This is a genomic window from Bacillus sp. NSP9.1 (assembly GCF_000465465.2).
Taxonomy (GTDB): Bacteria; Bacillota; Bacilli; order Bacillales; family Bacillaceae; genus Bacillus; species Bacillus sonorensis_A.
On the sequence record NZ_CP048273.1, the window covers coordinates 2,636,004 to 2,661,178 of the forward strand.

The 25,175-nt window shown below is 43.1% G+C and carries 27 protein-coding genes and 2 pseudogenes; 11 read left to right on the forward strand and 18 right to left on the reverse strand.

Annotated elements, in window-relative coordinates; translation table 11 throughout:
• Positions 1 to 44 precede the first annotated feature (44 nt).
• From M654_RS13595 to M654_RS13610, 4 genes and pseudogenes are all read right to left on the reverse strand, one after another.
• Positions 45 to 269 (reverse strand): annotated as a pseudogene (locus M654_RS13595) (polyprenyl synthetase family protein); the annotation flags it as partial.
• Positions 266 to 1,567, reverse strand: a complete 1,302-nt coding sequence (locus M654_RS13600) for a T7SS effector LXG polymorphic toxin (RefSeq protein WP_236251134.1) — start codon at positions 1,565 to 1,567, stop codon at positions 266 to 268. The gene M654_RS13600 and the pseudogene M654_RS13595, both read right to left, overlap by 4 nt.
• Before the next feature lie 11 nt (positions 1,568 to 1,578).
• Positions 1,579 to 1,857 (reverse strand): YwqI/YxiC family protein, encoded by a 279-nt coding sequence (locus M654_RS13605; protein WP_026587430.1) that lies wholly within the window; start codon positions 1,855 to 1,857, stop codon positions 1,579 to 1,581.
• 7 nt (positions 1,858 to 1,864) lie between these two features.
• Positions 1,865 to 2,257 (reverse strand): YwqH-like family protein, encoded by a 393-nt coding sequence (locus M654_RS13610; RefSeq protein ID WP_035428127.1) that lies wholly within the window; start codon positions 2,255 to 2,257, stop codon positions 1,865 to 1,867.
• A 292-nt stretch (positions 2,258 to 2,549) separates the two neighbouring features.
• Between M654_RS13610 and M654_RS13615 the strand changes: the two genes are divergently transcribed.
• Both M654_RS13615 and M654_RS13620 read left to right on the forward strand, forming a co-directional pair.
• A complete protein-coding gene (locus M654_RS13615; RefSeq protein ID WP_026587432.1) occupies positions 2,550 to 3,659 on the forward strand; it encodes a Rap family tetratricopeptide repeat protein in 1,110 nt (369 codons plus the stop codon).
• Positions 3,656 to 3,787: a Phr family secreted Rap phosphatase inhibitor gene (locus tag M654_RS13620; RefSeq protein ID WP_152520972.1), complete on the forward strand. Its 132-nt coding sequence runs from the start codon at positions 3,656 to 3,658 to the stop codon at positions 3,785 to 3,787. Before M654_RS13615 ends, M654_RS13620 begins: the two co-directional genes overlap by 4 nt.
• A 96-nt stretch (positions 3,788 to 3,883) precedes the next feature.
• Here M654_RS13620 and M654_RS13625 read toward each other — a convergent pair whose 3' ends face one another.
• The 8 genes from M654_RS13625 to vanR-A form a co-directional block, all read right to left on the reverse strand.
• A complete protein-coding gene (locus M654_RS13625) occupies positions 3,884 to 4,267 on the reverse strand; it encodes an ArpU family phage packaging/lysis transcriptional regulator (RefSeq protein ID WP_026587433.1) in 384 nt (127 codons plus the stop codon).
• Positions 4,268 to 5,840: 1,573 nt separating this feature from the next.
• Positions 5,841 to 6,212 (reverse strand): iron chaperone, encoded by a 372-nt coding sequence (locus tag M654_RS13630; RefSeq protein ID WP_026587434.1) that lies wholly within the window; start codon positions 6,210 to 6,212, stop codon positions 5,841 to 5,843.
• 399 nt (positions 6,213 to 6,611) lie between these two features.
• Positions 6,612 to 6,995: a VOC family protein gene (locus tag M654_RS13635; RefSeq protein ID WP_026587436.1), complete on the reverse strand. Its 384-nt coding sequence runs from the start codon at positions 6,993 to 6,995 to the stop codon at positions 6,612 to 6,614.
• Between the two features lie 98 nt (positions 6,996 to 7,093).
• Positions 7,094 to 7,372: an ArsR/SmtB family transcription factor gene (locus tag M654_RS13640; protein ID WP_026587437.1), complete on the reverse strand. Its 279-nt coding sequence runs from the start codon at positions 7,370 to 7,372 to the stop codon at positions 7,094 to 7,096.
• A gap of 190 nt (positions 7,373 to 7,562) precedes the next feature.
• Positions 7,563 to 8,039, reverse strand: a complete 477-nt coding sequence (locus tag M654_RS13645; RefSeq protein ID WP_026587438.1) for a VanZ family protein — start codon at positions 8,037 to 8,039, stop codon at positions 7,563 to 7,565.
• A 182-nt stretch (positions 8,040 to 8,221) separates the two neighbouring features.
• Positions 8,222 to 9,103 carry a VanY-A/VanY-F/VanY-M family D-Ala-D-Ala carboxypeptidase gene (gene vanY, locus M654_RS13650; RefSeq protein WP_026587439.1) on the reverse strand — a complete coding sequence of 294 codons (882 nt, stop codon included), beginning with the start codon at positions 9,101 to 9,103 and terminating at the stop codon, positions 8,222 to 8,224.
• A gap of 630 nt (positions 9,104 to 9,733) precedes the next feature.
• Positions 9,734 to 10,903 (reverse strand): vancomycin resistance histidine kinase VanS, encoded by a 1,170-nt coding sequence (gene vanS, locus M654_RS13655; RefSeq protein ID WP_026587441.1) that lies wholly within the window; start codon positions 10,901 to 10,903, stop codon positions 9,734 to 9,736.
• Positions 10,881 to 11,576 carry a vancomycin resistance response regulator transcription factor VanR-A gene (vanR-A, locus tag M654_RS13660; protein WP_026587442.1) on the reverse strand — a complete coding sequence of 232 codons (696 nt, stop codon included), beginning with the start codon at positions 11,574 to 11,576 and terminating at the stop codon, positions 10,881 to 10,883. Before vanR-A ends, vanS begins: the two co-directional genes overlap by 23 nt.
• 326 nt (positions 11,577 to 11,902) lie before the next feature.
• Between vanR-A and M654_RS13665 the strand changes: the two are divergent.
• Positions 11,903 to 12,254 (forward strand): annotated as a pseudogene (locus tag M654_RS13665) (family 43 glycosylhydrolase); the annotation flags it as partial.
• Between the two features lie 233 nt (positions 12,255 to 12,487).
• On the forward strand, positions 12,488 to 13,114 hold the full coding sequence (locus M654_RS13670; protein ID WP_026587444.1) for a hypothetical protein: 627 nt from the start codon (positions 12,488 to 12,490) through the stop codon (positions 13,112 to 13,114).
• Between the two features lie 106 nt (positions 13,115 to 13,220).
• On the opposite strand, the gene M654_RS13675 is transcribed toward M654_RS13670, so the two are convergent.
• The gene (locus M654_RS13675; protein ID WP_035428131.1) at positions 13,221 to 13,634 is read right to left on the reverse strand and encodes a hypothetical protein; all 414 of its coding nucleotides are present in this window, start codon (positions 13,632 to 13,634) and stop codon (positions 13,221 to 13,223) included.
• A gap of 402 nt (positions 13,635 to 14,036) precedes the next feature.
• Positions 14,037 to 15,290, reverse strand: coding sequence for a Ger(x)C family spore germination protein (locus M654_RS13680; protein ID WP_442858851.1), 1,254 nt, complete (start codon positions 15,288 to 15,290; stop codon positions 14,037 to 14,039).
• A 151-nt stretch (positions 15,291 to 15,441) separates the two neighbouring features.
• Here M654_RS13680 and M654_RS13685 point away from each other — a divergent pair, with 151 nt between their 5' ends.
• The 4 genes from M654_RS13685 to M654_RS13700 all read left to right on the forward strand — a co-directional run bounded on the left by M654_RS13685 (position 15,442) and on the right by M654_RS13700 (position 17,220).
• Entirely contained in the window at positions 15,442 to 15,546 is a 105-nt protein-coding gene (locus M654_RS13685) for a YjcZ family sporulation protein (protein ID WP_077736634.1), read from the forward strand.
• Positions 15,547 to 16,058: 512 nt separating this feature from the next.
• Positions 16,059 to 16,370 carry a hypothetical protein gene (locus M654_RS13690; protein ID WP_035428133.1) on the forward strand — a complete coding sequence of 104 codons (312 nt, stop codon included), beginning with the start codon at positions 16,059 to 16,061 and terminating at the stop codon, positions 16,368 to 16,370.
• A 72-nt stretch (positions 16,371 to 16,442) separates the two neighbouring features.
• Positions 16,443 to 16,958, forward strand: coding sequence for a hypothetical protein (locus M654_RS13695; RefSeq protein WP_026587446.1), 516 nt, complete (start codon positions 16,443 to 16,445; stop codon positions 16,956 to 16,958).
• Positions 16,959 to 17,109: 151 nt separating this feature from the next.
• Positions 17,110 to 17,220, forward strand: coding sequence for a YjcZ family sporulation protein (locus tag M654_RS13700; protein WP_077736631.1), 111 nt, complete (start codon positions 17,110 to 17,112; stop codon positions 17,218 to 17,220).
• Positions 17,221 to 17,468: 248 nt separating this feature from the next.
• On the opposite strand, the gene M654_RS13705 is transcribed toward M654_RS13700, so the two are convergent.
• Both M654_RS13705 and M654_RS13710 read right to left on the reverse strand, forming a co-directional pair.
• Positions 17,469 to 18,749: an MFS transporter gene (locus M654_RS13705; protein ID WP_026587447.1), complete on the reverse strand. Its 1,281-nt coding sequence runs from the start codon at positions 18,747 to 18,749 to the stop codon at positions 17,469 to 17,471.
• Between the two features lie 125 nt (positions 18,750 to 18,874).
• Complete coding sequence (locus M654_RS13710; protein WP_201278476.1) at positions 18,875 to 19,726, reverse strand: alpha/beta fold hydrolase; 852 nt, start codon at positions 19,724 to 19,726, stop codon at positions 18,875 to 18,877.
• A 151-nt stretch (positions 19,727 to 19,877) separates the two neighbouring features.
• Here M654_RS13710 and M654_RS13715 point away from each other — a divergent pair, with 151 nt between their 5' ends.
• Entirely contained in the window at positions 19,878 to 20,369 is a 492-nt protein-coding gene (locus M654_RS13715) for a YoqH family protein (RefSeq protein WP_081692847.1), read from the forward strand.
• A 92-nt stretch (positions 20,370 to 20,461) separates the two neighbouring features.
• On the opposite strand, the gene M654_RS13720 is transcribed toward M654_RS13715, so the two are convergent.
• Positions 20,462 to 20,701, reverse strand: coding sequence for a CotD family spore coat protein (locus M654_RS13720; protein ID WP_077736627.1), 240 nt, complete (start codon positions 20,699 to 20,701; stop codon positions 20,462 to 20,464).
• A gap of 168 nt (positions 20,702 to 20,869) precedes the next feature.
• Between M654_RS13720 and M654_RS13725 the strand changes: the two genes are divergently transcribed.
• Together M654_RS13725 and M654_RS13730 are read left to right on the forward strand one after the other, a co-directional pair.
• Positions 20,870 to 21,493, forward strand: a complete 624-nt coding sequence (locus M654_RS13725; RefSeq protein WP_026587449.1) for a LysE family translocator — start codon at positions 20,870 to 20,872, stop codon at positions 21,491 to 21,493.
• Positions 21,494 to 22,252: 759 nt separating this feature from the next.
• Positions 22,253 to 22,438: a type Z 30S ribosomal protein S14 gene (locus tag M654_RS13730; protein WP_026587450.1), complete on the forward strand. Its 186-nt coding sequence runs from the start codon at positions 22,253 to 22,255 to the stop codon at positions 22,436 to 22,438.
• A 59-nt stretch (positions 22,439 to 22,497) separates the two neighbouring features.
• On the opposite strand, the gene M654_RS13735 is transcribed toward M654_RS13730, so the two are convergent.
• Complete coding sequence (locus M654_RS13735) at positions 22,498 to 25,170, reverse strand: phosphoenolpyruvate synthase (RefSeq protein ID WP_026587451.1); 2,673 nt, start codon at positions 25,168 to 25,170, stop codon at positions 22,498 to 22,500.
• Between the last annotated feature and the right edge of the window lie 5 nt (positions 25,171 to 25,175).

A 25,175-nucleotide genomic window follows, 5' to 3' on the forward strand; every position in this document is an offset into this window, starting at 1 on the left:
TACTTTAGATCCGACTTTTCCGGCTTTCGAGACTTTGTTTAATTTGTCATGGATTCCAGCGAACGGGCGAACAGATAATCGCCGGTATACATCGCAATCCGGTTATCCCACTTCGCTTTGATTGTCGGCTGTCCCCTTCTCAGCTCCGCATCATCGATGACATCGTCGTGGACGAGCGAAGCCATATGTATCAATTCCAATGAAACGGCGACATTTTTAATTTTGCTAATGTCGTATTCACCAAACATGCCGGAAAGCAGAACAATCAAACGATCAAAAAAGTAAAGTGTGTACATACCGATGCAAAAAAAATTCCGTCTGTAACACGCTCGATTCCAGAGACTTTTTCATCTGTATCAGGATCTTTACCAGTTATGACTCGAAGCGCATCATTACCGCCTGTTAGTTCTTTTCCGGCAAAGTCAGCTATATCATTTACTGGTTCTAAAGAAGTTCCTTCAAAATCGCGCTTAATACTACCTTGACTCCTGCTATCTGGTATATGCTCGACGACTTCCATCTTCACTTTGCCGTTTACAATGTACTCTCTTACGATTTGGTTATTTTCATACACATGGTAGCGACCGCCGATATATTTAATGTCTGCTGGATTTTGAACCACTTCATCGGCAACATCAACTGTTTTGACCTTTTTCCATCCTTTATGATTATATAGTTTACCACCAATTACACGGATATCTCCATAAACCTCCGGATGTTTTGCTAATTCTTTTTGCAGGTCAGTCAAAACAGTATTTTTTGCATGAATTTCTTGATTGATTTTTTCATCATTCTCTTTTCCAGCCACCGTATCAACATTGGATCCTTCATTTTTGTTGAGTTTTTCAAGCATTATCTCCATCGGAGACGACTCGGCATTCTCCAGCTTGCCCTGAAGTCCGCTCGCTATCCCGTTGATTTCATTTTCATCCGGCTTTAAAATCGAACCTTTTTGGTAGTCGGTAATCTCAATTTTAGGGCCTGTATACATTTTTTCAAGCCTTGTGATGTATCTTTGCATAGTCTCAAGGTCGTTTTCTGCGGTTTTGAGAGCATTGGTCTGCTCCCTATCAAAAGCATGGAGCTTTTCGAGCGTGCTGCTGACTTCCCTTTTCGCTCTCTGATTCTGTTCATGAAAATCACTGTCATCCAACTGAGGTAAATCGGCAATATGACTGACTTTCGCGATCGTAGCATTGGCTTTGGATACCAAATGTTTCGTTGTTCGATCGGCCGCGTTCAAGCCTTGTTCCAATTCGTGTTCGAGAAAGGCTTGTGAAATATATCCGTTGTGATTTGATTCAAAAGAATCCAGTGAGGTTTTGATTTTTTTCAATGCCGATTCGTATTCTTCAATGAACGTTTCATAGAATCGCAGGAACGGAGTATGGCATTCTTCGTAAAACGCGCGAATGGCGTCCCCGCCTTTTCCTTTTAAGGCATCATCAAGAGATGTGATGCCGTCGACGCTTTTTTTGACTTTGGCAATTTCATCTGCTTGTTTTTTTAACTGTTCCAGCGTATCATCTATTCCATTTCGTAACGCTTGAACATCCAGAGTCTTCATAGCATTCTCCTCTATTTCGTTTTCATCGATGAAGCCAGCTGCTTGTCGGTGTCTTTGATTGCTTCAACGGCGGATTCCGTTTGGGCGATTTGTTTTGAAAAAGCCGAGGCATAGGATTCAGCGACCTCATTCATCGTTTGATTTAATTCATCTATCTTTTTCGCTGTATCTAAATGATTCTGGCCTTTGACATCCGTCGGAACCGACGCTTTTATCGAATGGTTTGAATGCTTCAATTTAGAAATCGCTTGTTTGACTTCACCGGTCTTCACTTTTATTTCTTGACCCATTTTTCAATTACTCCTTGTTTCGCGCTTCTTGTTTCTCTCTTTCAATCTTTTTCTCCAGTGAGTGGATTTCTTGTCCGAGTGAGTGAATCTCTCCGTTTAACGCTTTAATTCGTTCATCGATTTTTTCCAGAACATCGGAAAGCTGCTTGCCTTCAATGTCATGAAAGGATGCCTTCATATCTTTTCGAATACGCTCAAATGATTCGGCAAGACTGCCTTGCCAAGTGTGAGACGTAAGCTCGGGTTCTGTGATCATCTTTTTGGAATCAGAGAACTCCGTTTTTTCGGCTTTCAATTCTGCGCGGCAGGCTTTCAACTCCGCCAAAAATTCCTTCTTCAGCGATAGATCGACTTTCATGATATCTAGAGCCAGCGTTTCTCCCAGGATTGAACCGATCATTTGTAACACCTCGCTTCCCAAAAACTGCATGACTAAAGTAATGACCAGTATAGAGTTTACCACTATACGGAAATGAATTGGCGAATAAATCCTGTCTACCCATGAAAATGAATCATATTGATCAGGACAAAAAACCCAACAAACTTGACAGACTTTTTTCGAATTCCATAAAAGGAAAATTGTTGTCAAAAAATGATCCATTATGTAAAATTAATCATATGCAGAAAAAGGAAACGATCAGCTTTGATTTTTTCGAATATTTAAAATGAATAAACAGGAAAGATGATAGGGATTGAATGTAAAAATAGCACCTGAAGAAGTTGGAAACATGTTAAATCAATGGTACGGCATGATCAAGTTACAGCAAGTGAATAAAGCTAGGTTAATGAAAAATGAAATTCAGCGGGCTATTGAGAATATGGAGGAAAATCAAGATGTTTTGCTTTATTTCAATATGATAGATTCCCGTTTTAAATTACTGATGGAACAATACAATGAATCTGGAAGTATCTTAAAAAGTCTAAAGTATCGTGCTGAAGAAAGGAAAACCGATGATATGCTTCAGTATTACTTTTACTTTTTTAGTGGGCTGTATCAGTTCTACATAAAAAATTTTACGAAAGCAATTAATTTTTATCGTATTGCAGAAAACTGGGTCAACAAAATACCTGATGAAGCAGAACGTGCAGAATTCAATTTTCAAATTGCTATTGCATACTATGAAATTCATCAACATTTTTTCTCGTTAACACACGCTGAAAAAGCACTTGAAAGCTTTTTAGCCCTTGGAAATTATGACAATAGGGCGGCAACTACTCAAATGATTATCGCGGCTAACCGCTTAGACCTGCACCAATATAAGTCGACAGAAGCTTTGTATAAAAAAGCAATAAAAATGGCAGCAGATACTCAACAACATTTCGTTGAAGGGCTCAGATATCACAATCTCGGACTTGCCTACGAACGACAGGAAAAACTCGATCTAGCGCGAGAATCCTTCGAAACAGCTCTCGACATCTTTGAAAATCTGCACTCTAAAATCGCAGTCATTAGAACTTCTTATATGCTGGCAAGGGTTTTATTCAAGAAAGGATTGGTCGAAGAAGGGACACATTGGTATCAAAAAGCTCTCGATCTGGCAAAAGAAACAAACGAAAAAACGTACGAAGCCAAGCTATTAATCATACACTCAATATATAAAGAGTTGGATGAAACCTTATTAGATAACACATTAAATATGCTAAGAGACAAAAAACTTTGGTCAGACGTAACAGATCTAGCTGTCAATGCAGCCAGACACTTCAAAAAGAAGGAATATCATGAATTGGCAGCGAAATACTTTGATGAAGGAATTGTCGCTCGCGACAAAATTCAAACATGGACGGAGGAACTGGTCTCATGAAAAAATTATTTTTAGGTGTAGTAATTACAGGTGTAGTCCTAACCGGTGTATTAAGCTTCACCACTCAAGGAAAAGCCGAATTTGGCACTGGAGAATTTAAAGTTGCTGAAAACGCGTTTTTTGGTTAAATCATAGCGCGATTCGGTGCAGTTTTTAAAATTAGAAAAGAGTACACTTTGATAAGGCGGACTTATAGAAGTCTGCTTTTTTGTTCACCACTGCCCTCAGATAATCCCGAGAGCTGTCGCCAGATTATAAATGGCCTGCCGTTTGACCTGATAATATTTGTCCTTTTTCATCCCCATTTCCATATAAATTTCAATGTCCTTGATTTTTTGTGAAGAGAGATATTTCGCTTGGATAATCTTTAATTCATCATCATCAAGGCTTTGTTTGAGCGCTCTGTCCATCTGACATACTTTCAACTCATTTAAGCAGTGCTGATCCCTCAACTGCGGGAAAAGGTTAATCATCCCGGTTGCCTCTCGTTCTTTCCGATTTTCCAGCTGAACCTTCAATGCCTTGTATCTTTTTAGCTCCCTTATAATCGTATTTCTGACTTCTTTTTCGTCTATAGGCGGCAGAAAAGTCAATTGTTTGGCCAACAAGATCATCCCTCCTTAAAATAAAAAAGACACCAAACAATCGCATCAAGCGTTGGTTTAGTGTCCGCAGGCTCTCCGTCTTGGACTTATTTATTGAATTTTTTTAACAAATGGTTGCCACACAAGTTCTTTAGATCAAACAATATTTTGTTAATGAGGAACATAATTGGAAATTATTGATAAGTAGTGCCCTTCAATCTTATTTCCCCTACATCCCCAAACAGCCGGTTGACCATTATCCCTTATATCCAAACCTACTAATGAAACATATAACCAAATGAAATCTCCTCCCCTCCAAAACCAAATACGTGTCCATCTACCAATGCACCTACTCATTTCTTCGATAGTTGGTGTTTGTGGATGGAAAGGAGGGGGACCACCTACAATTAGGTGGCTTACCAACCTTTTGACAAAAGCCATGAACCCTTAACTCAATTTCATTATTGTCAGATATATGATCACCCACTTGAATTATTTTACATTTTAATATTTATGAATAGAGTTGTGTTTTTATGAACAAAGAAGTCTAAAAACCCAATCTTGCATCTTCATCCCCTTAGCAGCGGCAGGATCTCGGTTCTCTTCTCTAGGAATCAACAAATCTTTATAATCAGCTACATGACTGCAGGGATTTGTCCAAATATGTACTACCCCATAGTATCCATCTTCTGCATGTTGTGTAAGTTGAGGTTCACCCATTCGGCCGCGGCAGGTTAGACAACTTCAAAGTACAACTACGTTTTTGAATCCGATCAAATATCCGTTAGAATCTCTATCAGGTATAGAAACAACCTTTACTTCTTTCATTCCGCACCACCGAAAGCCAATCTCACCGTATCAGCCAAAGTAGTTGGCGTATTATTACTGATGACTTAACCAGGATCCCCACAAAATATATATTTGTCGCCTCTTGGATAAACTGTTCTTCGTTTTTTGTTTTCTGTGATCTTTATAACGGTAGCTCCATTTTTAAATCCCGGTGGTTGGCATGGGACGCCCGCAATATAGGTATTTGAATTAACAGTGATTGATCTCCATGTATAGATATGGGGAGCTTTAAGCTGAATTCTCCAGTCAACAGAAGAAGTTCTTGAAGTGTAAGTCCTGGCATCCGTATAGATTCGCGGAGTGTAACCACTTCTGGTTGGCCAGCCAGACCATACGGACTCGACTGTTCCTGTTGATACAAAAAACCCCGGTGGCTGGTACTACAGCAACACCATCCCCAATTATTTGTTTTAAAGATAGTACACTCCATGATAGTCTATCGTTTCCCACCATAAAACCTCATAATAAACCATATAAATCAACTAAAAAGTGTTATTTTTTCGCCTTCAGAAAAGATCATCCGCATCCGTGTCGGGAGTTCGAATCTCGCTTGGGACGTATTTCATGAAAAGAGGCAGCCCCTTGATATACCAAGGGGCTGCCTCTTTTTTGTTTGTGATTTCCGATCGTTTTATTATGTTTCTTTGGTGGCGGGTTTTTTATTGCAAACTCTGCACAAATCTTATTATATCAAAGATTTTCCGAACCTGATTTTTCAAATGAGCATTTGAAGCCTTTTGATTCTTTTTTATTTCCGCCAAAAAGTTGAACAGTCTGCCTTATCCAACATATTAAACTCGATTATTTTCTTAAGTAATGAGAAATCAACCGGGTGATCCCACTTGATACGAACCAACTGCTTGGTATGATCATAGCCGGCCTCTACAATTTCATCGGAAAAATGAATGATCCCTGCCCTTTCAGGGGCAACAGCCAAATGGTGTTTGGCTACGCTAAAGCCGATAATAAATGTGCCGTGATCGGTAAACATAGGCTGATTCCACGCCATTTTCGGCGCTAACTGTGGAAATTTCTCAGTTACCCAGCTCAACACTTCTTCCGTACGGGCCCGATGCTGCGGATGATCAATATTCGCTAAATATTCTGCAAAAACTTCCATGTTGTTCCCTCCCCTTCATATAAACTAATGAGATTTGATACCTATATCGAATGGTGCCTCTCCTGTTTCCAATGTTGATGTTACCTTTTCAACAATTAATGATCAAGAATGAAAAACAAAACTCCTTCGAGAGAACTCAGTAATTGGTCAGTATAAAAAGAGCCTCCGCTTTTAGATAAGGAGCTCTTTTTATGGTGGTTGTTGATTTTATCCCTCCCATGAACATGACTCATATTGATCAGAACAAACAACCGAAATGTCAAAAAATAGCCCAACTTGTAATAAGCGGGCTTTCCATCTTTATATGCTCTTTTTCATTCGACATCTACGGTATTCGCGCAAGAATATTCCGTCCTTCACCGAACTTAATACTTACCAATAAAGTCGTTAAACATGACGTTACTTCTGTATTATCTGAATAAGATTGCCGCATGTATCATCGAAGACAGCTATTGTGACTTCGCCCATTTCTGTCGGCTCCATCGTAAACTTCACACCGTTTTCCAATAATCGTTCGTACTCTTTGCGAATATCTGCAACGCCAAACATTGTTACTGGGATGCCTTCGGCAAATAGCTTCTTTTGATAGTCTTTGGCGGCAGGATGTTCATTCGGTTCGAGTAAAAGCTCGGTTCCGTTTTGATCATCGGGAGAAACAAGCGTTATCCACCTATATGCTCCGCTGGGAACATCATGCTTTTTTACAAAGCCCAGCGTTTTTGTATAAAACTCCAATGCTTTGTCTTGATCTTGAACGAATATACTAGTAATAATGATTTTCATCATGTGTTTGGTCTCCTTTGGTATTTGCGATGTATGGTTCTCTTCTGACAATCTGGCTGCATATAGGAAAACTCATACATTCGTTATTCGTTATAAAATTAATCTACCCATCCCTTCAGCAAATTTTTAAGTGGCTCGTTATTAAATATAAGTACTCGATATTTTCCCTTTCGTTTTGATTGAACGAGCCCTGCATCTTCCAATACAGAAAGATGTTTAGCTATCGCCTGTCGCGAAATGGAAAGCTCATGCTTCATAATGAGACGTGCCGTAAGTTCATACAACGTCAGCTCGTTGCGTTCGGATAGTTCGTCTAATATAAGCCGCCGAGTCGAATCGCCAAGTGCTTTGAATATAGCGTCTTTATTCCAATTCATATATCGATTATATGCAACTATACGGTTGCTTGTCAAGTATAAGCAACTCTAAGGTTGCGTAATAAAGGAACCATATGATGCGATCAACAAGTAAAGTCACATGAAGATGGTAGCTTCAATCATTGATGAAAGAGTAAATTAAACATAAACGGAGGAACTTCTCTCAGTGCAGTAATTACATGTTACGTACCTAACTGTGCCTTTTAAATATAAAGATAATGAAAAATAGTGCACAAGAAGTTAACACCAAGCCAAATAAATTTATCAATTTATTCGTCCTGTGTTTTAGAATCTTGAATAATAGCTCATAAATACCAATGCCGATTGTACCTCCAAGTGTATTGGCCAGTATATCAGTAATATCACTTCTTCCGATTGCCAAAACAAATTGTGTAATCTCAAATGTCAGAGTAAAACCAATAATCGAAAGAAGTTTTTTCATAAAAGACCATTTACTTTTCAACATGCAAATATAGATACCCAAAGGTACAAAAATCCTTATATTGTTATACACCTCAGAAAAGTCGGACTTATTAAGTGGGATCATATTCATGACTCGCACTCTGTCTATTTGATCAAAAGAAAACTGTAACTTAAAAAGAACTAACCAAATAAGTGCTAATACATAGATTAAGAATAATATGAACGTCAATTTTTTATTTTTCAATATTTCTCCTCCAATTTCTTGTCACGCCACCCTGAAACAATGCTGGTTCGTTTATCGGTATCTCTAAAAACTCACATTTGCTATGTTTTAGTTGTTGTTGATACTCTCTTCGTTTTTCTTCGGAACGCTCCCTCTTCCGCCGTTCATCCGTTCCTCTCCGCCCGAACCTCGTCCTTCGGAACTTAGTCTCGCTTACCAGAATACACTGTCACAATCACGCCATCCATATTGTTGCCTGACATTTCATACTGCCCATTCGCAGGCACAGGGATCGTTGTATTTTGGGAGATGGGATAGTAAAAGATTTTATAGACTTGGTGGTCTATTGTAGTCGTAATCGACTTCTGTTCCTGCAAAAAATCCAAATATTCTTCTAGAGCGAAATTCTTTTCTTTCATAATCGCGCTGTGAGGGAAACCAACATAACGGATATGCCATGGTTCATATTGAATGCCTGTAACATCAGTTTTATCCTTTGGATAGCGTAATATAAAGCCGTATTTCCAGGCATTTTCTTTTATCCACTTTCCTTCAGGTGATTGCTCCATTTTTGTTAAGCTTGATCCTACATCAAGGGCTAAGCCTGAATTATGTTCACTAAAACCTGCTGGCAAGGCATAATCATCTCCCATTTCTCGGTAAAGCACACTTTGCTCATCAAAGTCACGATAGCCACTATTTATTAAAAAATGACTAACCCCTTCCTTTGCAGCATCATTGACCATCTCTGAAAATTTTTGTGCTATTTCTTTTGATAGATGAATATTCGTATCAAGCAACCCATATCCCTTTACCAATTCATTATGCTTAGATAAATTTACGATATCTGATTTCACACTTTCTTGGCGAACAGGATAATTACTGTTGATTAGGAGCAGATTTCCTTGATGAATCTGTTCTTTTGAAATCGTTTTCGTTTGGGTGCTTTCCGAAGTCCCTCTTTGATCTTTGTGATTTTGATCATATTTTTGAATTTCTGCTTTATCCTGAAAAAACAGTGTTTTATTAATGAAGGCAAAACCTAAGCACAATAAAAATAACAATAAAAAACCCCACTTCTTCATTTTCAGTTTCCTCCTTAAGTGAGCGGCTTGATGATAATGCCGCGTTGAGTCAGCGCGCGGGAGATTTCGGTAGTCCTTAACGATAGCTTTCTCCAGGGCGATGCTGGACGTGGCCACCACGGGCACCTCGGCAATATATGCCATGCCGGGATATTGTATATGAGCCAGAAATCACCCACGTACCCCGCGCTTGGCGAGGGCGGCGGCGATCAGATAGGCGTGGGTCTCGACGCGGCCTCGGACAGAGAAAGACAGCGGCTGCGGGATATGGCTGGCAAGGGCCGCCTTTTCCTTCCGGTACCCAGCGGAACTGGAGCAATTGATTCGCAAATTGCTGGCCTGCGGGTGAGCAGAAGATTGCGATGACCACGGCCGAAGCCTTCTTGCGGGCGCTGCGGCAAGATGAGCATGAAAAAACAAGACTGAACGAATAGATGGGCGGTACGCCACACCGCCCGTCTGCTCCGCCCAATGTCAACAGGCGGTTCAGCCTCGTTAAATCAGCATGCACTTGGCGAAACGAAAAAAGCTCGTTCTTACGATTTTAAGTCTACCGCGTAAGAACGAGCCGTTTTTTAAAATTAAATTGTTAATTTCCTAAGAAAAAGTAAAGATAACCTTGAGATTTTCCTAAGAAACGATATTCATTTTCTTAGGAACCCCTTCTGGCAAGGCCGGAAGCTCTACCGTAAACGTCGTGTAGTGATCATTGCTTTCCGCGTAAATCTGCCCGCCATGCTGAACAATGATTTCTTTTGCAATCGCCAATCCAAGTCCCGCGCCGCCCGTATCGGAAGAACGGGCATCGTCCAGCCTGTAAAACTTTTCAAATATGGCAGCGAGATTTTCTTTTGGGATGCTTCCGGCGTTCTTGAAAACGATGGACACCACATCCCCGGAGAGGCCCGCCGTAATGTCAATGACGCTGTTGTCCTCGCTGTATGCAGCGGCATTTTTCAAAATGTTGTTAAAGACCCTCGCCAGCTTATCGGGGTCGCCGAATACGGTCAAATCCTCGGAAGCATGGATAACCGCTTGTTTTCCATTCGCGGCAAGCTGGGGGTAAAATTCATCGGTCATCTGCACCAGCATATAGTATAGGTCTATGTTCTTTTTCGTGAGCGTAATCGTTTGGAGGTTATACCGCGTAATCTCAAAAAACTCGTCGATTAGCTGTTCGAGGCGATACGCTTTGTCCAACGTGATATGCACATACTTTGCCTTTTGTTCTGCAGGCATGTCTGGCGCCTCGTCAAGCAGGCTCAGATAACCGATAACGGATGTCAGTGGCGTTTTAATATCGTGCGCCAAGTACATAACAACGTCATTTTTTCTTTGTTCGGCCAGCTTTGCATCCTGCTCTCGTTTTTCCAGAGTCCGTTTTAATGTGTTGAGCTTCTGTTCCATGAACTCCATTTCCGCAGAAAGTTCAATTTGTTTATCTTCGTTCTGAATCAGTATATCAATGCCGGTATTTATCTCGTCAAAGTATTTTGTAAATTTTGAAAGCATGATGCGGCATAGAATCAGAATACTAATGGCAATCGCCACATAAATAAAGATTTCTATATTATTCCGTATGGTATACTGATATATTATCATCGCGTCCTGACGTTCTAAGTAATAACTGTTTTCCAAAAAACGTACGATCCACTCCCCAAGTGTCCCCTTGATAAATAGACGCAAAAACAACACGAATACAACTGCTGCCATAACAATCACAACGATATAGAGGTAGAGTTTTCGTTTTAGTTTGGAATAATCGGTTTTTTTATTCCTATTTTTCAATTTTATAGCCAACCCCCCATACCGTTTTTATATACTTCGGATTATCAATGGTGTCGTTCATTTTTTCACGCAGATGCCGGATATGCACGGTAATGGTGTTGTTGCTCTTGCTGAAATATTCGTCGCCCCATATCTCATGAAATAATTGCTCGGAGCTAACCACATTCCCCTTGTTTTCACAGAGGATGCGCAGAATTGAAAACTCGGTGGGAGTGAGGGATAACGGCTTCTCGTTCAGAAAACACTCATGCGTGTTTATATTCATAACAAGGCCGGAGTGGACAATAACATTGTCGTTCTTCTCCGTTACTCCATTGTATTTTTTGTATCGGCGCAACTGTGCCTTAACCCGCGCAATTAACTCCAGCGGGCGAAAGGGCTTCGTTATATAATCGTCCGCGCCGATTGTTAGCCCTGTAATTTTATCTACCTCCGTATCTTTCGCGGTCAGCATGATAATTGGGTAGGTGTACTTGTCCCTTATTTTTTGGCAGATAGTGAGACCGCTTGCGCCGGGAAGCATGATATCCAATATGGCAAGGTCAAACTCGGTCTTGTCTATACATTCCAACGCTTCTTTGGCGGTATAGTATTTGAAAATCGTATAATTCTCGTTTTTCAAGTATAGCTCAACCAAATCGGCAATTTCGCGTTCGTCGTCCACAACAAGTATTTTATCGCTCATAGTTATCAACCCTCCTTTGGATTTGCTTTTCTCAATCGGAGCCTTTTCCAAATAACGAGGCTATCATACCCACCTCTCCAAGTAAAGTGCAATCTTTATTTACGATGAATACGGTCAAAACCTCTATATAATGGCCCTTTAATGGAATAAGGAATGACTATTTTTCCCTTCCGGCAGCTTCGATGATTAAAGAAGGACATACATGGTACACGTTTGGGACGGGGATTGGAAAAGGGAGCCGCGTCATCAAGTCGAATGACGGAAAAGTTTGGAGTGTGTCGCCAAGTATATTTCCAACTCCGTTATCCTGATGGAAAAAATATGTGCCAAATCATGGCGGAGCGGTTGAAGCGCCGAGCATCACATATCAAAACGGATACTATTATTGATTCGTTTCGTTCGACAAATGCTGCCAAGGGGTCAACAGCACCTATAAGATTGCTTACGGCCGTTCAAAAAAAGTGACGGGTCCATATTAACAGAAGCGGCAAGAAAATGACCGAAGGCGGAGGAACAATTCTCGATTCCGGAAATGACCGCTGGAAAGGACCGGGCGGCGAAGATGTGCTAAACGGCAACATCATCGCAAGACATAGCTATGACGCGCTTAACAATGGGGTGTCCAAGCTTTTGATCAATGATTTGTCCTGGGATTCCAAAGGCTGGCCGAGATATTAGGCCGCTTAGAAGAACCAAACAGAAGTTTTCTGTTTGGTTTTTTTGCGAATCTTTCTAATGGGAGTTGATACTTCCAGAAAAAACCGTTTTTCACCTCCAAAAAAGGATTAAATATATATTTATTTAATTTTAATGTTTTTCAGCAAAATAAGACATCATTTTCATTCTATTAATGCTATGATTTTTTCCATCCTATTGATAAATAGGAAAATAAAGAGAGGAAGTGTTGTTATATGTTGATAACAAAGTTCAAAAAAACAGTAGGTACGGGTCTCGTTGCAGCAGTCTGTTTCATGTCAGCATTGCCGGCAAGCGCCGCACCGGCAAATGTAAGCGATGCCAAATCGAACCATTATACGATCAAATCGTTCCATTACTTAACTGTAGACGGGAAAGATGTGGATTCCCAGGCCCAAGTCAACAGCAAATCCGGCAAAGACATCAAAGTAACGATGGTTCTGCCTCAACAGAATCAAAACGGCGATTTGTTGGCGTATGGATTTACGAGCAAGGTAACGTTGGAGGCATTTATCGAAAAAGACAAACAAAGACTTCAAAACGAAATCAAGCCGGCGGCCAGCGGCCCTTGCTGCACCGATTTCTATGAGTATAAAAATAAAGGCGGACAGTATATTTATTGGAGAGACGGCTTTAAAAACCTGCCGTCCAGCTGGAATGACAGAATTTCCTCCTTAAGCACGGCGTCACCTTCTTCAAGCTATTCGACGACACTGTGGGAGCACACTTCAACTCAAGGGTATGGCAAAGGCGTCCTGTTTAGACATTCCGATTGGTATGGTAAAACGGCTAATATGGCTTCAGATTGGGATAACAAAGCTTCAGCAATCGACATCAAGTAACAGGCGTTTGCCATTGACCAAATGAAAGTGTTTTGACATCACGATTCTCCCATCGATTCAAGAAGGCATGGGAGAATCGTGATGTTTTGCAGCCCCCTTCTCTAACTTAATCCTGAATTTTCACTTGCACAACATCAGCGCCGGTTTTAGAATCAATTTTCGCATTCAATTCCGCCTTTTGATTCGAGCCGTCAATCCAGCTGTTTAAGCTTGTCCATGTGGCGCAGCCGCCAGGCGCGGCAATGAATTTTCTGTCTCCTACACGCTCTAAAGGCAGCTCGGGATCACTTTCATAAAGGCTGACCGTCATTGTATTTCCCATTCTTATTTGAAAAACACAAATCCTGTAATAGCCTCCGTCTGATTGATAATCTCCGGTCATGTTTCCCTCATTTGAAATGGTCACCTTTTCATCCGCAAGTGTTTTCCAGCCAAACGACTGCACCTCAGCTGCTAAAGCTGAAGTGGTCGGAAACATGCTTAGAGCGATGATTCCTAAAACAATGGCTTTTCTTTTCATAAGCTTGTCTCCTCATTCATTTCTTCTCCCCCGCACATCACGGAGCAGCACATGATATTCTGAATCAAAGTATAGCAGACTTGAATAAGCATGATAAAGACATCGTTTGAACTAAGTTTTCGCCTCTTCCGAAAGGATTCTTTATTATGGTATATGCGAAATCTTGTGCGGTACTTGCATGTTTTGGATGATGATGTGGCTTATAAAACGAATCCGCTTGTGTTCACCTTCAATGTCTCGTGAACTGTCAGGTTAAAGGTCAAAATCATTTCTTTAATTTTACGCCCTGTACATCAGCCCACCTTAATCAATCGTCAGACATGCCTTTTGCACCCGGGGCAACATTGAAAATGAAACGTTCCAGGTCCCTTTTAAAGAAACCCGGAACACCGTTGTTGAAAGCTACAGTTTCCCTTGGGACCCATATTCTTTTAGCGTTATGTTGACATGATAATGAATTGGCGTTTCAATAAATGTTTGATCCCAATTTTTCTTCAGCTTATCCCATAGGTAGGGATATTTGATCCTCACTTCGTTGCCAAAGCCGGCAAGGTCGGCTTTGTATTCCTTCTTCATTTTTTCCGTGATCTGTTCGACTTTATGTTTGACAGATTGTGCCGTAGTTTTTTCCACTTTTTTTAAAAAGGCTTGATTAAATGCGACTTCTTGGGTATTCCAGTTTTCGGCAAGGCGGCCTTCTGACTTAATATTGACTTGAAATGATAGGCGGCCTCTTTTGACAATTGGTTTGATTTCACTGTTGATAGATTCTACGGCAAATGCGGTCAGTTTTTTTGTTTGTGGATCTCGGCTTTTAACTGAACCGCCTATTCCCTTTCCTTTAATCCACATCAGTTGGCCTAAATCTTCTTCATCTAAAAAACCGAGCAGCTTGTTTGTTTTTCCACTGATCGCCACGGCCCCCGCGTATTTGATTTCACCGTTGGCGCCCACGACGTTTTGCAATAAATAACTGGTTCCCGCTCTCATCATCCCCGGCAATTTAGCTAAGGTAACAGGCGGCAGAATTTTTCTCGCCTCAAAGTCGTTTTCAACGATTTTGCGCAAACGAAACGCCGGCATTTCTCCTGTTTCTTTAAGCTCAAGCGTGTCTCTTGCTCTGCCTCTTGTGATGAGGACAAGCGTGCTCGGTCTGATTTCATTATCCCTGAGAGATTGATCAAGCAGTTCTTTCATTGAGTAGGTCTGAAGAAGACCAGCGGCGATGACAATCACTTTTAAGTGGGAGCTGAAGACCGGCCTGTCCCGTCTGAGCGCTACTTCAGCACCGATTTGCTGAAACGAATCCCCCGTTTCAACAATATTAATGTACGGCTTTTGGTCGCCGCTTCCCCCATCGGACTTGGCCCCGGCCGCCTGCTGATTGACATATTGGTAGGTTATGGTCAACCGGTCTTTCTTCGGATAGTCACCGCCCATTTTGTCAAACTTTTTTTCCAGGGCCGTTTCCTTCCCCTTATCCAAGCCTATGGCAAATGTGAGGCCGAGTTCCTCAATATCATGACTGCTCCAACACCCGGTGAGAAAGAGAAGCATCGTCATGAATAGAAAACTGTTCTTAATCGATGTTGATATGATGTTTCCTCCTCCTTCCGGCCTGAAATGAAAAGGAGTATCCATGTTTATGATTTGCATTTGGTGATTTCATTAGTCACAAAAAAATGTTCTTTTGAATCAGCGTTTTGAATTGGTTGTTACACCATTTTTCATTATTTGAATCAATCAACTATACGGATTTAATGATATGGCATAGGATGAACTATGTCTCTTCAGGGAGGTGAACGATATGGGTGGTGGTTATGGATTCGGATCAGGATTTGCTTTACTCGTTGTTCTATTCATTCTCTTAATCATTGTTGGAGCCGGCAGCTTCGGCGGCGGCTTTTATTAAAGACCTTTTTCCTGTGAGAAGTGCGGGAGGATCCTTGTTACAGGCGGATTACCCCTGCACTCTTTTTAAACCACTAGTTTAAAAAACTTATGACAGTTTCCTCCAAGAGATGGATTGACACTCCTCCCCATGTTATTGTTTGTAGGGCTCTTTTTTAAAAAGAGCCTTTTTTGACATGGAAACATATCGGGTAAAACCATTTCGGATGATCTAGAAAAAAGAGACAACAATATGTTTTCATGAATTCTACATATCATTTTTTGGAATAAATCCTGGACTTTCACTTGAAATTTTTTCAGAGCGTCCTCTACTTCGAAATGATTCCTCAAAGGTTTATCGAAACCACAAAATGATGTTCATTCAAACTTCTCCCTCGAACGGCAAGTTTCACAACTTCTTTAACAGCTCCTTCTTCTGATTTTCATTTTAGTATGATAGGCAACAGCGGAGGCACGGCTCATAACAGGTGGCATACGCTGATACTGACTAACTCTTTAGGAGGTATAGAAAAAATGCCACACAAAATGTCAAGCGAGCTCAAGCATCATTTAATGAAAGCGAATCTGTACGGTTTGCTCGCAAAAAGGTATGAGTATGTCGATCCAGCCAAACACATGCATTTTTATCAGAAGCATTTTAAACATGTGAAACGTGTCGAAGCGCTTTACATGGGGATGCACGACAATGACATGAGTCACCATGATGTGAATTTGAATATGCCTAGCCACATGAATATGCCGAATCATATGAACATGAACATGCCAAGTCACATGAACATGCCAAGTCATGCGGATCCGAACAGCCATATAAACAACTGGCCTTGATCAAAAAAAGGGCCCTTCTTGGCAGCAGTCGCTTTCTTTTTACAATACCTATCGTTCTTAGGAGGCTGTTTTATGATATTACCGGCAGTTGACCTTGGGCTGATGGCGGAACATTTGTCGACACATAAAGGCATGCTCCACAAATTAAAGGGCTACTATTCTCGAGCGACAAACGCCGAGCTTAAAGAAATCATCGGTCTGCAAATCAATGTCATGCGAATGCATGTCAAAGTCATGCTGCAGCTGATCAACCCTTACAATCAAAATTCGCCTGAGGTTACCCCTTTACATGCTTTATCTGATGATCCTTTCAGAAAAAAAACGGGAGAACCGGCAACAGCCCATGATCATGCGATCGCTTTGGAAGCGCGGGCATCGGCCAAAAACATGGCGGGCGACAATTTCTTTTCGGCGCTGCTGATGAAAGACAATCATGTCCGGAATGCACACATTCAAATGGCGCTTCAACAAGCTTCCTTACAGGAGATGTACAGCCGATTGATCAAGAGGATGGGCTTAGGATATACACCGCATGCTTCCATCAACGCGCAAATCGGCACTTATCAGCACTTTGAGCAACTTTTTTAGCTTGCAGTCTAAAAAACCGTTCTCGTCTTCAAATGAGTACGGTTTTTCGTTTTGGTTATCCAACCATTTTTGCAAAAGAAAGCCATCATCTATACCAAATCTCGTTTGTTGATCATAGGATATACTATGTCTCTACAGGGAGGTGAACGAAATGAGCGGAGGCTACGGATACGGAGCAGGGTTTGCTTTAATTGTCGTGCTGTTCATTCTTTTGATTATCGTCGGTGCGTCCTGGTTTGGCGGCGGATATGGCGGGTATTAATCAGTTTGCTCGAAAGCCTGCTTGAGAAGTGCAGGAAGATGCGGCTTTCATCTCTGCACTCTCAAACAATCGTCAGAAAAACAATTGAAGAGAAGACATATGACAGTCCCTCCATCATATGTTCTGATTGATTTTACCATCCTCCCTCCCCATGTTGTTGATAGCGTAAAAAGGCCTCGAAATCGAGGCCTTTTCTATTGATAACGAATCCCCGAATCTGAGCCGGGTTCAACGAAAAACTAAAAAATCTAGCTTTCCATCCCTTTTTGCACGGGTAATCTTTTTTCTTTTCTTGACCAGATGACGGCCGGGATCAGCAAAAGGGATAAAAATCCGCCGGCCAAGGACAGTCCTGCATAGCTGGAATTGGCGACAACCATTCCAGATAGCGCACCGCCTGAAGCGCCTGCCAGTGCTACAAATACATCCAATGAACCTTGAATCTTAGCGCGTGTTGAAGGTTCGGCCGAATCGACAATCTGTGCGGTTCCGCTAATAAGGCCAAAATTCCAGCCCAATCCAAGTAAAGAAAGAGCTGTGACTAATAGAATCATAGAATCATCCGCCAGCGCCGCAGTTATTCCCGCCATTAGCAATGTCAGGCCGGAAGTAATACTCATCGCCGTTCGGCCGATTTTATCAACGAGAATACCGGTGAAAAGCGAAGGGAGATACATGGCCCCAATGTGAAAACCAATGACAACACCTACCTCCCTTAAGCTGTGTCCATGATGCTGCATATGGACCGGCGTCATCGTCATGATAGCCACCATCACCATTTGTGTCAAAATCATCACTGTCGCACCGATCGCAATTCCTTTTCTGTTGACAGGCTGACCGGCTGACTCAGCATCCGTTTGATTCTCCTTTTCCAAAAGGCTTGCAATCTTCAGCGGGTCAGGACGCAGCATCATAAAAAGAATCAGTCCTGCTAAGATAAAGGCTGCCGCTGCTAAAATAAACGGCCCCGCAAGTTGCGGCACGCCGATCGAAAGAGCAAATCGCCCCATGATATCGACCAAATTGGGACCGGAAACCGCCCCGAACGTCGTCATCACCATCGTCACGCTGACGGCAGTCGCACGCTGTTTTCGATTGGCCAAGTCGGTCCCGGCATAGCGGGCTTGTAAATTCGCAGCTGTACCTGCGCCATAAATCAAGAGTGAAGCAAATAATAGAAAAACACTGTTTATCATTGCGGAAAGCACAACACCAACAGCACCGATTCCGCCTGTTATAAAACCAGCTGCAAGTCCGGTGCGCCGTCCATACCGCTGTGACAGCCTCCCTACAATAAAAGCCGCTCCCGCCGACCCGAGCGTCAATAACGCGGACGGCACCCCTGCGTAAGCATCAGTCCCCAGCATCTGTTGAGCCATAAGGGCGCCTACCGTAATTCCGGCTGCCAGGCCGGCTCCCCCGAAAATTTGTGAAATACTCACAATTATTAAGACCCGTCGATATAATGCTTTTCGTTTTTCTGGAGAATGGATGTCACTTCTTGTTGACTCATCCGAATAATCCGTCATTTATAGACTCCTTCTTCTGCAAATGTTCGTCCCTGAATTTGCAAATTGATTGAATAGTTGAATTTTAATTCCAATGATTTCATTCGTCAACAAATCTTTTTTGGCAGCGGAATATTTCTTGATGATCAAACAAGCTCCCAGTCGTTCCGAGAGCCGGCTCCGTTTTCCTGTGATTGAATGCCACTGCGCCTAGGCAAATCAATAAATTGGCTCAATATTCGGTTGAACCTGTCACGTTCCTCCCAGAACAGACCGTGACCGCTATAATGAAACGGGATAAGCTGTGAGTTTCTTATGTTTTGATTCAGTTGTTGAGCTTGTGAAAATGGAATCACTTTATCGTGTATGCCGTGAACGATTAAAGTGGGAGCTGATATTTTGGAAAGGTCGGCATACAGATTCTCGTCCCGCAGAAGATTGATGACAGCCTCGGTCGACCAGCCCGCCGCCTCCAGACCCAACCTGAAAAACCAGTCAGAAAACGGTTCTGTTATATACTGAAAGAAAAAGGTTTCGGTTATGCCCCGCATCATCTTAGGCCGGTCGTGCGCCGCTTCCTTAAGCAATCGATCGGCAGTCTCTGCTGTAAAACCTATAGGAGCCGCAGCGTCGATCAGAACAAGCTTTGATACTCCTTCACCGCTGTATCGGGACATATAGCGGATCGCGATGGCGCCGCCAGTAGAATGGCCAACGAGTATGAAACGGTCTAATCGAAGAGACCTGATTACGGCATGGATGTCATCGGCCAAACGGTTATAATGATAGCCGTCAAAAGGCTTATCCGATTGGCCAAACCCTCTCCAGTCAATCCCTATGCAGCGATAACCCATCCTGGGAAGAACCTTGAACTGATACTCAAACTGTTTATGGCTCAACGGCCAGCCATGTAAAAAAACAATCGTCTTTCCGCCTTTAGGATTTAGATCCTCCGCATATAATTTGACCCCCGGCTCTGCGTTCACAAAGTATCCCACGTCATTTCCTCCATTAAAGTTGTTTATCATTAAGATACTCGTTCAGCCAAACATAGGTGAATGTTCCCCTGCTCTCTGCCGATGGGCGAACAAAGAATCTCCGTAAATGTTTCAGGGTACACTATATGGTATCATTCGGAGGTGATTCCCCTTGAAAATATTGAAATGTTTAGGGATCTGGCTCACTCTCATATGCCTTCATCCGGAAACGATGATGGCGCAAACCATATCCTATCCGTGCAGCGTTGTTCTTCATCCTGTTCAAGGCATTCAAAATGCCAAAGGCACAGCTTTGATCACGAAAGTGAAAAAGCCGTATGGCGATACGCCGGCAAGTCCTGTCAGAGAGCGGCAGAGCGTTGGTATTTATGCTGATTGGCTTCCGGAGCCATCTTCCTTTGGAGATTATGATCGATATGTAGGGTTCGCCCAGATCCCCGGCGTCATCAGCTGGCAATTTAAGATGTATCAAGTGAAGGAAGACACGCCAAGCTGGGTCGGCGGCAGTCCTTGGGTCGGCAAATTCGATGAAATCTCTTCTGATCTTACTGACAATACACGGGTGGAAGTGCGCCTTTTTCAGTCAAAAACGCAAAAGCTTGGACGGGCTGTGCTGCAAAACAATTTGTCGGGATGCCGGTAAACTGGTCAATCATACCATTCAGAAAAAAGCGGCCATAAAAGCGCGACCAAGACGCTTATATGGCCTTTTTGGCAGCTAATACAAGATGCCTTTTACCAATATTTCCTTCCATCGCAGCAAGGTTTACCACAGTAAGAGTGGTCGTACGAATCCTTTTGATAGCTTGAATAAGTGTGCGGATAGTAGTGAACATGCTCATATTTGTGATGGTCCACTTTTTTTGTATGCTGCGGATGAATATGAGGAACAATGGTTTTAGAGAATCTATGGTCCTCACAATAGTTTGTAGGGTGCACAATTGGCTTCATTACTCGCGTTTTGCAATCATACATTTATAAATTCTCCCTTCCTTTTGTTTCTATCTTCACTATTAAACTATGATAGACAGCAGAAACTTGTACTAATACAAAAAACTAAATTCGTTCATTAACACGCCTTTTTCTGAAGTTGTTCCATGCTATAATGACACAAAAAGAAAGATGGAAATGGAGTTGACAATGGTGGATGCGGCAGCGATTTTTACTTTTTTGGGAGCGGCTGTGCTTTTGACGCTGATGCCCGGACCGGATAATCTGTTTGTGTTGGCGCAAAGCATTTCAAAGGGAAAATACGCGGGGATCTCAACTGCCTGCGGGCTTTGTACAGGCTTGATCGTCCATATAACCGCAGCTGCCGCCGGAATTTCGGCGGTTGTTTATCAATCGGCCCTGGCCTTCGCTTTTGTTAAATATGCCGGAGCCGCTTATTTATTGTTTTTGGCTTATCAATCTTTTCGGGAAAAACGTTCAGGATTCGATATTGATCGCCAAGACGCATTAAGCTGCGGGTCCTTATATCGAAAAGGTGTGATCATGAACCTCTTAAATCCAAAGGTTTCATTATTTTTTCTCGCTTTCCTCCCGCAATTTATTGTTGAAGGGTCCGGTTCCGCTGTGATCCAAATGCTTGTGTACGGAGTTGTATTTTTGCTTCAAGCGCTTGTCATCTTTATCATGATCAGCATATTTGCGGAAAAAGTCGGGGAGTTTTTGCGCAGGAGGCCGGCCATGTCGCGAAAGATTCATTTGCTGCAGGGGTCGCTGTTTGCATTGATCGGATTGAAAATAGCGCTGAGCCAAAAATAGGTCATCAGCAAAATAAGCGTGCAGTCTCATCCGGCTGCACGCTTTTCATAATGATAAAGCTTATGAAACGTTTCCAGCCTCTTAAAGCCCGTTGCCTCAGGCCGCTATCGCTTTAATTGGTCCATTTGGCTCCAATCACTTAAATGAAAGACCATGACTTTATCTTGTTGTTCCGCGGCATAAAAAAATTTTGACGAATCCGCTTCGATTCGCGTTTTGAACGACGGATTCTTTCATGAGGCTGGAGCCCATAGAACATTGAAGTTGACAGCAGCCGCACTCGGCTTTTGACTTTCCGTCTCGGCCGTTTCCGTGTAGACAGAAGATGCCGTAACTGAAGTGCAGACTATCAAGTAAGCGTTTTCTTTTCGTTTATGAGCTCCTCACATCATTCGTAAAACAGAGTGTCAATTCAATAGACAAAGGTGGAACAGTGCCGAATCAAGCCAGGTTTGTTTCCCCCCTTTCTCTTGGCTTCTAGTATACAGGTTTTTCGGTGCGGAATAATGATGCAAACCATTGATTTTCCCATCAATCCAAATCATCACAATCAGTCTCTGCCAATCCGGCAGATGGTAAAAACCGATCAGTCAAACGACAAATACGAGTCTTTTTTAATGGAATGAACCATTTTAGCACCGACTACTGACTCCTTGCATTTATTTACAAAACCAAAGAAATTTGTTATAATAAATAGATTGTTTCAAGAAATCAAATGCCTTTATTGATATATATAAACAAGCTAAGGAGGGTTATATAATGGCTAAAACAGCAATGATCGTCAAACAAAAACGAGATCAAAAATTTAAAGTGCGCGAATACACACGTTGTGAACGCTGCGGCAGACCTCATTCTGTGATTCGCAAGTTTAAGCTTTGCCGAATTTGCTTCCGTGAACTGGCCTATAAGGGTCAGATTCCCGGCGTGAAAAAAGCAAGCTGGTAATACGGATTCGCCGGCCTTTGATTGAAGGCCGGCTTTTTTGTGCCTGTGAAAGGCTCCCCTTATGATTTCCCAGCGTCTTTTTCTAATATTTGCACAAAGCCGTTTGTTCCATCCACCCGGATATACGCTCCATCTTTGATGATGTCAGTTGCTTTATCAATGCCAACGACAGCCGGAATTCCGTACTCCCTGGCAACGACTGAGCCATGAGTCATCATTCCGCCGACTTCGGTAATCAGCCCGACTGCTGAGGTAAAAAGCGGCGTCCAGCCGGGATCGGTATATGGAGCGACCAAAATTTCGCCGGGATTGAGCTTTGCCTCCTCCGGTCTGGTGATGACCCTGGCTTTTCCTTCGATCACGCCGGCGGATACCGGGGTGCCCGCAAGTGCTCCTTCAGGGCTTTTCAGATTGTGCAGTTTTCCCGTCACGACCTCTCCCTCACTTGTCATCACACGGGGAGATTTCAGCTTTTGATTTCGCTGGTGCTGTTTTTTTCTTTCTGTTAATAGAGCTTGAACAGATTCGATGTCGCGGTCTTCCAGCAAAGTGATGATTTCTTCCATGGTCAGATAAAACACATCGGCTTCACAGGTCAGGACTCCTTTTTCGACGAGGCTTCCGGCTTCTTTTAAAATAGCTTTTTTATAGAGAAATAGAAGCTTCACCAATGCGAACTTATGATGTTCGCGCATCCCCATCAAACTGCGATATACACGAACAAGCCGCGCCGCTTGTCTTTTTTCAAGAAAACGAAATTGTGAAATGATTTCCCTTCCCGCCTGTTCGGCCTCTCTTTCGGCTTGCTTGAACTTTTTCCTGTGATCTCCTGCGGCGGCTGTTTGGATGTTGCTGAGGATCGATGGCGCGAGCTGGACAGGGTCTTCAGACCATCTCCTTTTCGTGATATCGATTTCACCGACACACCTCATCCCGTACTGTTCAAGAAAGCGATCCAATGCTTGTTTGAACTCCGCACCTCCGGCAACCTTCTCCAATCCTCCGGCGAAATTGCTGCTGTCGGCTTTTCGCAAATAACGGACCACTTCGGGGTGCCGTCTCGCTTGATCAGAAAGATCCCCCAGCGCAAGCCCCATTTCGGTCGTCACATTGTGAGGCAAAGATTTATACAATCTGCTTAACAAAGCGGCACTTTGTTCATCACCGACTTTGTTTTTCAGCTTTTTTTCAAGGAAGATGGCTGCAATCATTCCGGTCAACACATAAACTGCGACTTTTAAAACCACCCCGGGAATCATCTTGTCCAACTCCCCCCGAATCAGGCGAATCGTCTCTGCACCGGACGTCCGGCTTAGTTTTTCCTCCGTTTCTTTAACGGTATGATCAATAAACGAGCGGGCCCGCTTTTCAGCCTTTCCCGGATCTTTTATCAGCAGGTTGCAGGCTGCTTTGAAAGCGACCGGTATCATGATCGGCGCCAATTGTTTGGCTGCTTTGAACTTGCCGCTTACTCTTGCAGGTGGATAGTCGGCATGTCCGCGCTTGACGACTTCCGACACAGCCGATGCCATCAGCTGATCCATGCCGTTCAGGACTTTCAGCACCCGTTTTCTCACAAATTTTATGGAAAGAGCGCCGGTTATATCGGCAAAGGCCCTTCCTCCCGCCTCGTGTACAATGGATGGATCCGCTGGATTCTGCTTTAAAAAATCGGGAATGCGGCTGATGACGGATATCCCCAGAGGCTTCATCGGATCGGTCATCATTTGGATATAGCCGAAATTAATCAAGACGTGCAGTCTATCATCCGAAAATGCCGGCACCGGATATAACGATGTGATTGGCCGGCTTTGAAGAATGTAAAACCTGCCGCCCTTAAAAGCCCATTCAACGTCCTGCTCCATGCCGTAATGCGTTTCGATTTTTTGCCCCAGCTTTGCCAGCTCGCAAATGCGATCATCAGGCAAAGCCTGCAGTGCTTGTTTTTCCGGGGGAAGCTTTTTCGTGACAGTGCCGCCTTCCGGTTTCGACCAGATCGCCGCCTCTTTTGTTGAAATTTGTTTTTTGATGATTTCCCCTTCGCGCACTTGATACAAGTCGGCGCTCACCACGCCCGACACCAGCGCTTCCCCCAAGCCAAAGCTGGCATCGATAGAAATCGTTTTGCGGCGGCCTGTGATCGGATCAGCCGTAAACATGATGCCGGAGACGTCGGGAAATACCATCTCTTGCACGACAACGGCAAGAAAAACGCTGCGGTGATCAAAACCGTTTTTCACCCGGTAGGTAATCGCCCTGTCCGTGAATAATGAAGCCCAGCAGTTTTGAACAGCCTTGAGAAGCTGATCCTGTCCGCGTACATTCAGAAAGGTGTCCTGCTGTCCGGCGAATGACGCCGTCGGCAAGTCTTCTGCTGTCGCACTGGAGCGGACGGCATAGGCTTTGTCACTGCCCGTTTGCTCAAAGGCCGTTAAAATCGCCGAGCGAATATCTTCAGGTACAGGCATGGCACCCATGTGCGCGCGAATCTGTTTCCCTAAAAGACGGGTTCGCTCCAGCTCGTCAGCTTTTAGCGAATCCAGCTGATCGAACAAACGATCGATTTCCTTGTTGTTTTGAATGAATTTTCGGTAGGCAAATGTGGACACGCAAAACCCGGGGGGAACGGGCAGACCCGCTTTCGTCATTTCCCCGAGATTTGCCCCTTTTCCCCCGGCGTAAGGCAAATCGGCTTTATCGATTTCGTGAAAATGAAGCACATATTTTTTCATCCTGC

Coding starts and splice junctions, on each gene's coding strand:
- M654_RS13620 (WP_152520972.1), top strand. CDS start 3,656: ATGAAAAAATTATTTTTAGGTGTAGTAATTACAGGTGTAGTCCTAACC.
- M654_RS13675 (WP_035428131.1), bottom strand. CDS start 13,634: ATGAAAAGAAAAGCCATTGTTTTAGGAATCATCGCTCTAAGCATGTTT.
- vanY (WP_026587439.1), bottom strand. CDS start 9,103: ATGAAGAAGTGGGGTTTTTTATTGTTATTTTTATTGTGCTTAGGTTTT.
- M654_RS13600 (WP_236251134.1), bottom strand. CDS start 1,567: ATGAAGACTCTGGATGTTCAAGCGTTACGAAATGGAATAGATGATACG.
- M654_RS13720 (WP_077736627.1), bottom strand. CDS start 20,701: ATGTATGATTGCAAAACGCGAGTAATGAAGCCAATTGTGCACCCTACA.
- M654_RS13680 (WP_442858851.1), bottom strand. CDS start 15,290: ATGCAAATCATAAACATGGATACTCCTTTTCATTTCAGGCCGGAAGGA.
- M654_RS13700 (WP_077736631.1), top strand. CDS start 17,110: ATGAGCGGAGGCTACGGATACGGAGCAGGGTTTGCTTTAATTGTCGTG.
- M654_RS13640 (WP_026587437.1), bottom strand. CDS start 7,372: ATGAATTGGAATAAAGACGCTATATTCAAAGCACTTGGCGATTCGACT.
- M654_RS13610 (WP_035428127.1), bottom strand. CDS start 2,257: ATGATCGGTTCAATCCTGGGAGAAACGCTGGCTCTAGATATCATGAAA.
- M654_RS13630 (WP_026587434.1), bottom strand. CDS start 6,212: ATGGAAGTTTTTGCAGAATATTTAGCGAATATTGATCATCCGCAGCAT.
- M654_RS13605 (WP_026587430.1), bottom strand. CDS start 1,857: ATGGGTCAAGAAATAAAAGTGAAGACCGGTGAAGTCAAACAAGCGATT.
- M654_RS13730 (WP_026587450.1), top strand. CDS start 22,253: ATGGCTAAAACAGCAATGATCGTCAAACAAAAACGAGATCAAAAATTT.
- vanR-A (WP_026587442.1), bottom strand. CDS start 11,576: ATGAGCGATAAAATACTTGTTGTGGACGACGAACGCGAAATTGCCGAT.
- M654_RS13735 (WP_026587451.1), bottom strand. CDS start 25,170: ATGAAAAAATATGTGCTTCATTTTCACGAAATCGATAAAGCCGATTTG.
- M654_RS13690 (WP_035428133.1), top strand. CDS start 16,059: ATGCCACACAAAATGTCAAGCGAGCTCAAGCATCATTTAATGAAAGCG.
- M654_RS13670 (WP_026587444.1), top strand. CDS start 12,488: ATGTTGATAACAAAGTTCAAAAAAACAGTAGGTACGGGTCTCGTTGCA.
- M654_RS13635 (WP_026587436.1), bottom strand. CDS start 6,995: ATGAAAATCATTATTACTAGTATATTCGTTCAAGATCAAGACAAAGCA.
- M654_RS13685 (WP_077736634.1), top strand. CDS start 15,442: ATGGGTGGTGGTTATGGATTCGGATCAGGATTTGCTTTACTCGTTGTT.
- M654_RS13705 (WP_026587447.1), bottom strand. CDS start 18,749: ATGACGGATTATTCGGATGAGTCAACAAGAAGTGACATCCATTCTCCA.
- M654_RS13695 (WP_026587446.1), top strand. CDS start 16,443: ATGATATTACCGGCAGTTGACCTTGGGCTGATGGCGGAACATTTGTCG.